Genomic DNA, 8,233 nt, shown 5'->3' on the forward strand with positions numbered 1-8,233 from the left:
GTTCTTCTATTTTACTAGAAAATGGTGGTCTTTTTTAATAACGTGCATCGTTTATTTTCCATACTAGTCCCCCACCGCTTTAAGGAATTGACGGATAACCCTTCCTTTTCCCGTAAAAAATTGATATAGTCAACTTGAGCCATTGCTAGCATCCTTTCATTCCTCCCCCATGTTTATTGGTCTTTACATGCAGGAGGTTAATAGATTTTGGGATGACTGGCAAGGCTCTTTTTTTATAATGGCAATTGTGTATTTTTACGCTGCCGATTTATGTAATTTTATTCTGCCATAAACACACTAAAAATAGTATAAAGGTAGTAAGAAGAAAATGATAGGAGTTGAAAAAGAATGTCAAAGAGTCAAATTCTAAAAGATCTTGTAGGCGGGGAAGAAAGGCTTGAAAGTGTACTTATGAGGCTGAAGGTAATTTTAGCTGACCTTGAAAATGAAGAAATAAATAAGTGGATTAATAGTGAAATACAAGGGTATGAAACAGTAAATGATGTACCTCCTTATCGTGTACTTAAGGGTCGCCCTATTGGAACGTATATGCTAGGGAATCTGAAGCATACAAACGCTTCGATTCCTCTTAATCATATAAGTACAGAGCTTAGAGAGCAGATGCTAACTATTAATATAACAGATGGCGCTCTTGGCATAAAAAGTTTATTAGATAGTACAAGTGAAGTTGGCAGACCTGTTCCTGCTGAAGTCTGTCAACGACTATCTCATGTTGGCTTTTATTTATCGGGAATGAGAATCGAGGTTAGCCCAAATCAACTTCAGGGGATAGTAGCCAATATAAAAAACAAGGTAACTAATATTATTATGAAATTAGAGAAAGACTTTGGAAACTTGGACTCCTTGGACGTTTTTTCTGGAGAAGGTTCTCCGAAGGAATTAGAAAGTATTCAACAATATATTATTTCTGTTATTTATGATAATTCCATTACTATTGGAGACGAAAACAAAATAAAAACTAGTAATGTTGGTCATAAGGGTGAAGTGTAATGAGCATTAAGATAGGTGATAGGAATAAGTTTAAAAATTCTAATGTAGGTCATATTTACTCTACTCCCCCTAAGAAAAAAGGCTTTGCTTCTAAGCATCCTATTATCACTGGATTTATAACTTCTTTTATTGTAGGTTTTATTCTCTTGTTTTCCTTTTGGAATAAGCTTGTTAACTGGATTGAAGAGCTATTCTAATATTGGGGTCTGATCGCGCGTACGAGCAGTACTTCAAACCCAACCACTAACGGATAAGCTCCGTGGAGAGAAATCTCTGCCGGGCTTTTCTTTTTCCTTCTGTATTTATGAATAACGAAAAAGAGCAAAATCGCAGCAGCTGTGCTCTCAAATCACTCCCGCTCCCAATTCCCGTTCACAATCCGGGCATTGTCATTTCACAATACGGCCTTCCTCTATACTTGATATGCCGACTTTTCTAGTAAAATGAGTTGCACCGTAGTGATGTTGTATTTCCTCGGGTATCGGTTCATCCTGTAGAGCTGCCCTGCAAAAACGGCAAAATTCCTTGTTATCATTAAGTCTTCTAATTTTCCTCATCCCTTTCAGTGAGTCCTCATTAGGCATGGTTAGTCCCAGATTGCCCGTTATAAGAACTAGAAACTTATGAATACGCAAAAGCGTTTGGTGTAGAAGTAGTTCTAAACCAAATTAATAGGTATTTAATCATTTCATTGTCTCTTTCCATTCCCATTCATATCCCCTCCCATCTATCTATTCGACAAGAGAGGACAAAGCCCTTTACTTTGGACAAAAAACTCAATCTCATTCTTTATGCCTCATTTTGCTTGGTATAACAATAGCTTTTATTTTTACAATCTCATGAATTCCTTTTAAACCCAACTCAATCACTATTATGTTTTTATCTTTTACTTTTTTAATTGAGTGAATTTCTTTAATCCATTCTTCTTGGTTTTTCATTATTTCTTTTGCAACAATAAAAGCCATTGATTTAAATTCTCCTTCGCTGTTAGCATCTGTTAATATATAACTAACACCGTAGTTTGTGCTGTATATTTCATACTTGTCTCTCTCAGTGTTTAATAATTTTATGATGCCCTGCTCAAACGCATCAAACCCATCTATCATTTTTGAAGAGTCAATAACGACATCAAAACCTTCTTCATTCATTGTCATTTTCCAAGTTTTTTTGTAATCCGATATTTTCTTAATTATTTTATCATCATTGAGCATAGGATTTTCTGGTTTCCAAATGTAGTAAAATAGTCTTTTTTTATTTTCACGATAACTCTTGAATTTATTCCATACTGTTCTTCCTAAAAAGCTCACTAGACTTAATATGATACCCGTTAATAACCCTTGGATAAAATCAAAGGTAACAATATCTTTAACAATATCTTTAATAATATCTTCCATTATCAAGTTACCCCCTCATCCCTATAATACGATAAGGAGGGCAATTTAACCATGGAAGCACAGGGATGGTTCTTTTGCTTCATCAAGAACCATCCCTTGAGCAATATCGGGGCCAGTCCCCCGCCGCTTTAAAGCGCTAAAGCAGTCGGAATCCAGTGGACGTCCTGTGGAGTGAAACTCTCTGCAGGGCTTCTTTTTTGGCTTTAAATTATGGTTTCTGAGGTATCGGTGTAGTTTGAACTTATATCGGGGTCAGGTTAATTTGCTGAAAAATTTTGTGAAGAATGGTAAATGAAGTATTAATTTTTTGAATACGGAAAACATAGTAGGATTATCTTCCCGCTATGTTGAAAATATAAATGAAGTGATTAAATAGGGGGATTATGACATGTTAAAAAAATGGCTTGCAAGCGTGGGAATTGGAAGTGCAAAAGTTGATACACAGCTTGATAACGACCGGCTTGTACCGGGAGAAGAAGTCAGTGGAAAAATTGTTATTGAAGGTGGTAGCACCGAACAGCAGGTTGATCAGCTGAATTTGTTCTTGATGACGGAAGCAGTTCGAGAAGTAAACGACAGAAAAGTGCATGAAGACGTTAAGCTGGATTCTTTTGCTGTAGGTGATTCGTTTACCATTGGTGAAGGGGAAAGCAAAGAAATTGACTTCAGTTTCACGCTTCCTGTGCACACCCCACCTACGATAGGAAAAACGAGTGTGTGGTTTCAGACTGGAATGGATGTGCCAAACGCAATCGATCCAAAAGACAAAGATTTTATTAACGTTGAGCCGCACCGGAATATGAATACCGTATTGGAAGCCTTGACAAATGAACTTGGATTTCGTATGCGTAAAGTGGAAATGGAGTATTCCAAACGTCATCGCTATGTTCAAGAGTTTGAGTTCATGCCGGGTAGCGATTTCCACGGTGATTTGGATGAATTGGAAGCAATGTTTTTTATGAAAGAGGACAGAGTCGAACTTATCCTTCAGGTTGACCGTCGTGCAAAAGGACTGGGCGGACTGCTTTCAGAAGCATTGGATATGGATGAGGATTTTGTAAGTGTTTCATTCACAGATAGTGAAATCAACCAAGGTGTCCATTCAGTAGCAGACAAGCTAAGGACAACGATTCAGCAGTTCACTTAACATATCGGAGCCAGTTTCTCGCTGCTTGGGGTCAGTCCCCCGTTGCTTTAAAGCGCTAAAGTGGGCGGGAACAGTGGAAGTCCTGCAATATCGGGGACAGTTCCCCGCTGCTTGGCAGGTATCAATCGTAAAGACTTGAAAAGGTATATCCGAATGACAGGCGAACGGGCCAAAATTGATGCAAAAGCAAGTCAGTCCTATATCATATACCAGAATAATGAGGGAAGGACTGTAAAGGAATATTATAACGGAGACATTGCCATACAGGATGACTCGGATAAAAATGAATGACATTCAACCGACTTTGTTTGTGTTCGCCGGTAATAATGGAAGCGGCAAAAGTACTGTCCGAAATTTAATTGCATATCGGATTCAGTCTCCCCATAGTCGTCCGTCCATCTAGAAGAGACAAGCAAGGGTCCATTAGCTTATATACAGCCCTTTTGGGTCGGAGACAACACATCTCCATAAAAATTACATATCATCGCTTTATGTGTATATTTAGCTGCATCAATTGCAACAATCAACATATGATCTATACCTGTTTCCTTAATAAAGCCCGCCCATCTACTTCCATTTTTACCTTTGATATGATTAAATAGTGACTATACCATCATTTTCGTCTCCTTTGTGGAATAGTAATTGGAAGTTCTGTGCTAGGTTCTTCTGTTTTACTAGAAAATGGTGGTCTTTTTTAATAATGTGCATCATTTATTTTCCATACTAGTCCCCCGCTGCTTAAGAGTTGATAGCTATGGCTTCGTTAGTTGCAAGTAAAGAGAAATACACCGTTGCGTATAAAGTTATAAATTAAGTAGAAAATTAAGTGGAATTATAACTATTATATACTAAAAAAATTAATGTTATTATATAGATATGTATAATGTTGCACTATTATAAGGAGTGGCATTCGTAACTAAGGGAGGGCTAGAAAAAATTTGGTTAAAGGGAAACGAACTGATGGATTAATGATACATTTAAGAGATAATGCAGGTATTAATATTAGTGGTAGTAAACAAAAACAGGAGTTATTAAATATAGGGTATTATCATGGTTATAAAGGTTATCGTTTCATAAAAAAGTCAACCAATCCTATTCCTTTTACCGACTTTGATGAAGTTTCAGCGATTTATAATTTTGATATGAACTTAAAAACGCTTTTTTATCCATATATCATGACAATTGAAACAGCAGTAAAAAACTACACGTTAAACACATTGGTTTCCTTTGGAAAAATGGATTTAGAATCAGCCTTTAAAAACTTCTTTAACGACTATAGAGCAGAAATAACTAATAGCCAACAACACAAAAATAAAATGAAGGATTATTTGAAACTACAGAAAAAAGTTTACAGCCAAATTCAGTTTAATTATCCTAAAAATGAAATTATTACTCATCATTTACATAATGGGGATGCGATTCCTTTGTGGGCAGTTTTTGAAGTATTGGATATGGGGAATTTTGGGTTGCTTTTGAAATGTCTTAATAAATCTATTCGAATCAAAAATTGCCAAAATTTAGCTTTAACACACGCCTCTTTAGAAGATGATGGAAGATTGATTGAAAATATTATATTTAATCTGAAGGGCCTTCGAAATGCTATTGCTCATAATAATGTGATATTTGACTGTAGATTTAGTGGTAATACAAACGTAAATCGTAATCTCAAATCATATGTGAATTTGGAGACAGAAATTAAAGGTATTCATTTTAAGCAACTCATTGATTATATGATTTTAATAGTAATTTTGTTAAAAAATTGGGAAAATCAAAAACTGAATTAAAACAAACCATAAGCAATTTTAAAGATGAATCGGAAAAATTAAGAAGTTCAATTCCAGTATCAGTGCATAACCAGATTGTCGGTACAGACCTTAATGTGAAATTAGAAGGTCTAAAAAATTATGTTTAAACATTATTTTATATTTGTACATAATAAGATAATATGGTATCATACTAATTAGTAATAGCGGTGAATAGCTAAGGCTTTCACCTAAGGAGACTGGATGCGTCCGGTCTCCTTTTTAATATCGGGGTCAGTCCCCCGCTGCTTTAAAGTGCTAAAGTAGGCGAATATAGTGGAAGTCCTGTGGAGAGAAAGTCTCTGCGGGGCTTTTTTCGTTTGGTTGACATAAATAGGGATTATGGGGAAGCATGTCCCTTCCGATGACAAGGTGGAATTCGTTAAAGGAACCGCCGGGGTTCATCTATTATAGAGAACTGGTGCCAGACACTGATGCCACTCAAGCGGTATCGGTTTTAATATCGGGGGGTAGTCCCCATAGCCGTCAGATGGCGATGAATAGGATGTAGCATGCGGGCTTAAAAAGGGTGGCGTCTCGTTAACTCTCATTTTGTATTTTTATAGCTTTTTATGGGGGATATTGATACAATCAGTTTTAGCAACGATATAAAGCGGATGGGCGGTTGACCACTTCCCGAAAAGAAGGGAGGTGGTAAAAATGACAACATATGAAGCACTAATGATTGCACTCACATCAAATTTGGTTTTGATAGGAGTCTTAACATTTGTCATGAACAGAAAAAAGTAACCGTCCTCCGCCTCGACCAAAGGTTAGGATGGGTTACTTTTTTCTAAAGTATTACTTAACTTGTTGGTCAGCCGCTCTTCTTGCGGCTTGAATGTTGCTAATTGACTGGGCGCTCACAACGCTCAGTCTTTTTTATCATATGTTGATTATGTCTATATTATACATGAATTGCTGGTATTAATGCAATTGGTTAAGTATCAGTCGCCGGAATACCGGGGACAGCGTGAATATCGGGGACAGCCCCCCACAGCATTATTGAAATGCATTAACGTGTAAAGCGATGGGGGACTGGCCCAGTAATGCTAACATTGAGCTGTATCATGGGACGGAAAATGTCGGTTTGCCAGCCGGCGTCAAAGGCACAACCTTCAAACGCGCACGTACTAAACTGTAGGATAAGGGCTATATCACAGTGACACCGGGGCAGCGGTAACCAGGCCGCCACCTATCGAATGATTTCGCAATTAGAACATTTGAGCAGCAAGGAAGCCCACCTGACAGCGCAATGCCATAGCCCGGTTGTAGTGATTAATCCCGTGAAATATCGGGGTCAGTCCTCCGCTGCTTTAAAGACCGACTGCAACTTTAAAGCATTAAAGTCCGTTGTCTGTCATCATTTTTACCTAATAAAATTGATGGTTTTATATATCCCTGACATTTCATACAAATGTAATAAGAGGGGTGGAATGTTTAAATGTATATGAAACTTTGCATGAATAGTGGAATTGAATATATAATCACTGATGTCGATGTAATAGAAGACTTTTTAGATTATTTGAGAGATAAAGCAGTTCCAAATTACTTTTTCGAAGTACTAAACCAAGTGTACGTAAATCCATCCCATATATCATCCATCGAATTTGAGGAAAACTAATTCATTAGCTAGTGCCTAGTAACTTTTTTTGTATCGCGGGCCTGTCCCCCACCGCTTTAAAGCACTAAAGTGATTGGGTATGGTGGAAGTCCTGTGAAGAGAAAATCTCTGCAGGGCTTCTTTTTTGTTCTGTAATACACACCTCATTTAGACTTGTCAGGACGATTAAAGCCGTTTTATGAGTATGGAGAAAAACGTGGATTAGTTCGTTTGTATTTGAAAGAAGACGTGGAGCGTTAATGAGGAACAATTGGCAACACTTCATAAGCAGCAAAAGAATTAAATAATTGGAGGGATATAATAGTGTGTGTATTAGAACATGCAAAAAGCCCCTATCTTGAAAGAAAGGGGCTAAGCGTTCATTGTAAAGGTTAATGGCAGGGCGGTGTATCCTGCATCTCTGGTAACTATACTGATGAAAGTGTAGCGCGTGGGGTACCTTTCCCACCTCATTAACCCTTACACTATATATTATGTCCTTACAGGTTTATTATAAACCATTTATGGTACATATACAAGCGAATTTGATTTAAAAAAAGGATGAAAACGGATGTATTCTCCCCGTATTTAATCGACCTTGTATCTTTTTATCCCCATTTTTCAAAATAAAAAATGTTCCTAAAAACAAATCGGTTGACGGCTTCAATTTGATGGCAATTAGTATCCTGTCTCCCATAATACTATATAATTCAACGCTATCAGGCTCGTCTGGGTTTTGTCCGGCATAATCGGGACTAGAAATCATATTCGGTAGATTTTCATGGTATTTAATAAAGTCATCCCAGTGTCCACGTTTCTTAAGATGTTTCAAAACACCTGGTGGCAAATACACTTCATAGGAACTACATTTTATTCCGTAGTATTTAACAATAACTTTGGGAATAATCCCAACAAGTTGGGATTCTGTTGCATGTGGGTTGATTTTTATATATGACATTTCATAACTACCTTTTCTATTAGCCATCATTTTTATCGTATTAAATTTAGCTTATCACGATGGAGTATCAACATGTAAGGTTTTAATAAAATATCAGATTAAAAAGGTTATTAAAATTTATTGAGGATATGGATGATTCGTAAGTCTTCTTTCATTGCAAATTCAATTTTCTTCTCACATCAAAAAGTTATTATTAGAAACATTTGGTGTTTAATATTATCTATAACCCTATATGTAGTACCATTTAGGGGGCGTCAACAAGTTTGTGTAAATGACCCTATCCCTTTTGAATTTCGTTAGCCAGTGTTTTTATCGTTT

Annotated in this window: 8 protein-coding genes; 5 read left to right on the forward strand and 3 right to left on the reverse strand. The window is 36.8% G+C overall.

The window, feature by feature from the left end:
- Positions 1–14 precede the first annotated feature (14 nt).
- On the reverse strand, positions 15–152 hold the full coding sequence (locus ABDZ72_RS14220) for a hypothetical protein (RefSeq protein ID WP_343754328.1): 138 nt from the start codon (positions 150–152) through the stop codon (positions 15–17).
- 196 nt (positions 153–348) lie between these two features.
- Here ABDZ72_RS14220 and ABDZ72_RS14225 point away from each other — a divergent pair, with 196 nt between their 5' ends.
- Both ABDZ72_RS14225 and ABDZ72_RS14230 read left to right on the forward strand, forming a co-directional pair.
- Complete coding sequence (locus ABDZ72_RS14225) at positions 349–1,011, forward strand: AbiTii domain-containing protein (RefSeq protein ID WP_343754330.1); 663 nt, start codon at positions 349–351, stop codon at positions 1,009–1,011.
- Positions 1,011–1,208, forward strand: a complete 198-nt coding sequence (locus tag ABDZ72_RS14230; protein WP_343754332.1) for a hypothetical protein — start codon at positions 1,011–1,013, stop codon at positions 1,206–1,208. The genes ABDZ72_RS14225 and ABDZ72_RS14230 overlap by 1 nt, the downstream gene beginning before the upstream one ends.
- A 585-nt stretch (positions 1,209–1,793) precedes the next feature.
- Here the strand turns inward: ABDZ72_RS14230 and ABDZ72_RS14235 are convergent.
- On the reverse strand, positions 1,794–2,405 hold the full coding sequence (locus tag ABDZ72_RS14235; protein ID WP_343754334.1) for a DUF2634 domain-containing protein: 612 nt from the start codon (positions 2,403–2,405) through the stop codon (positions 1,794–1,796).
- Positions 2,406–2,793: 388 nt separating this feature from the next.
- Here ABDZ72_RS14235 and ABDZ72_RS14240 point away from each other — a divergent pair, with 388 nt between their 5' ends.
- From ABDZ72_RS14240 to ABDZ72_RS14250, 3 genes are all read left to right on the forward strand, one after another.
- Positions 2,794–3,552: a sporulation protein gene (locus tag ABDZ72_RS14240; protein WP_343754336.1), complete on the forward strand. Its 759-nt coding sequence runs from the start codon at positions 2,794–2,796 to the stop codon at positions 3,550–3,552.
- Positions 3,553–3,705: 153 nt separating this feature from the next.
- Positions 3,706–3,843, forward strand: coding sequence for a hypothetical protein (locus ABDZ72_RS14245; protein ID WP_343754338.1), 138 nt, complete (start codon positions 3,706–3,708; stop codon positions 3,841–3,843).
- Positions 3,844–4,490: 647 nt separating this feature from the next.
- Positions 4,491–5,336, forward strand: coding sequence for an Abi family protein (locus ABDZ72_RS14250; protein ID WP_343754340.1), 846 nt, complete (start codon positions 4,491–4,493; stop codon positions 5,334–5,336).
- 2,171 nt (positions 5,337–7,507) lie between these two features.
- Here the strand turns inward: ABDZ72_RS14250 and ABDZ72_RS14255 are convergent.
- Positions 7,508–7,942, reverse strand: a complete 435-nt coding sequence (locus ABDZ72_RS14255; RefSeq protein ID WP_343754342.1) for a PBECR3 domain-containing polyvalent protein — start codon at positions 7,940–7,942, stop codon at positions 7,508–7,510.
- Positions 7,943–8,233 lie beyond the last annotated feature (291 nt).

It is taken from the genome of Lentibacillus halophilus, assembly GCF_039522485.1.
In the GTDB taxonomy this organism is placed as follows: Bacteria; Bacillota; Bacilli; order Bacillales; family Amphibacillaceae; genus Lentibacillus; species Lentibacillus halophilus.

Excerpts from the sequence above, each read along its gene's own strand:
- ABDZ72_RS14220 (WP_343754328.1), bottom strand. The coding sequence starts at position 152 with ATGCTAGCAATGGCTCAAGTTGACTATATCAATTTTTTACGGGAAAAG.
- ABDZ72_RS14240 (WP_343754336.1), top strand. The coding sequence starts at position 2,794 with ATGTTAAAAAAATGGCTTGCAAGCGTGGGAATTGGAAGTGCAAAAGTT.
- ABDZ72_RS14230 (WP_343754332.1), top strand. The coding sequence starts at position 1,011 with ATGAGCATTAAGATAGGTGATAGGAATAAGTTTAAAAATTCTAATGTA.
- ABDZ72_RS14245 (WP_343754338.1), top strand. The coding sequence starts at position 3,706 with ATGACAGGCGAACGGGCCAAAATTGATGCAAAAGCAAGTCAGTCCTAT.
- ABDZ72_RS14255 (WP_343754342.1), bottom strand. The coding sequence starts at position 7,942 with ATGGCTAATAGAAAAGGTAGTTATGAAATGTCATATATAAAAATCAAC.
- ABDZ72_RS14235 (WP_343754334.1), bottom strand. The coding sequence starts at position 2,405 with ATGGAAGATATTATTAAAGATATTGTTAAAGATATTGTTACCTTTGAT.
- ABDZ72_RS14225 (WP_343754330.1), top strand. The coding sequence starts at position 349 with ATGTCAAAGAGTCAAATTCTAAAAGATCTTGTAGGCGGGGAAGAAAGG.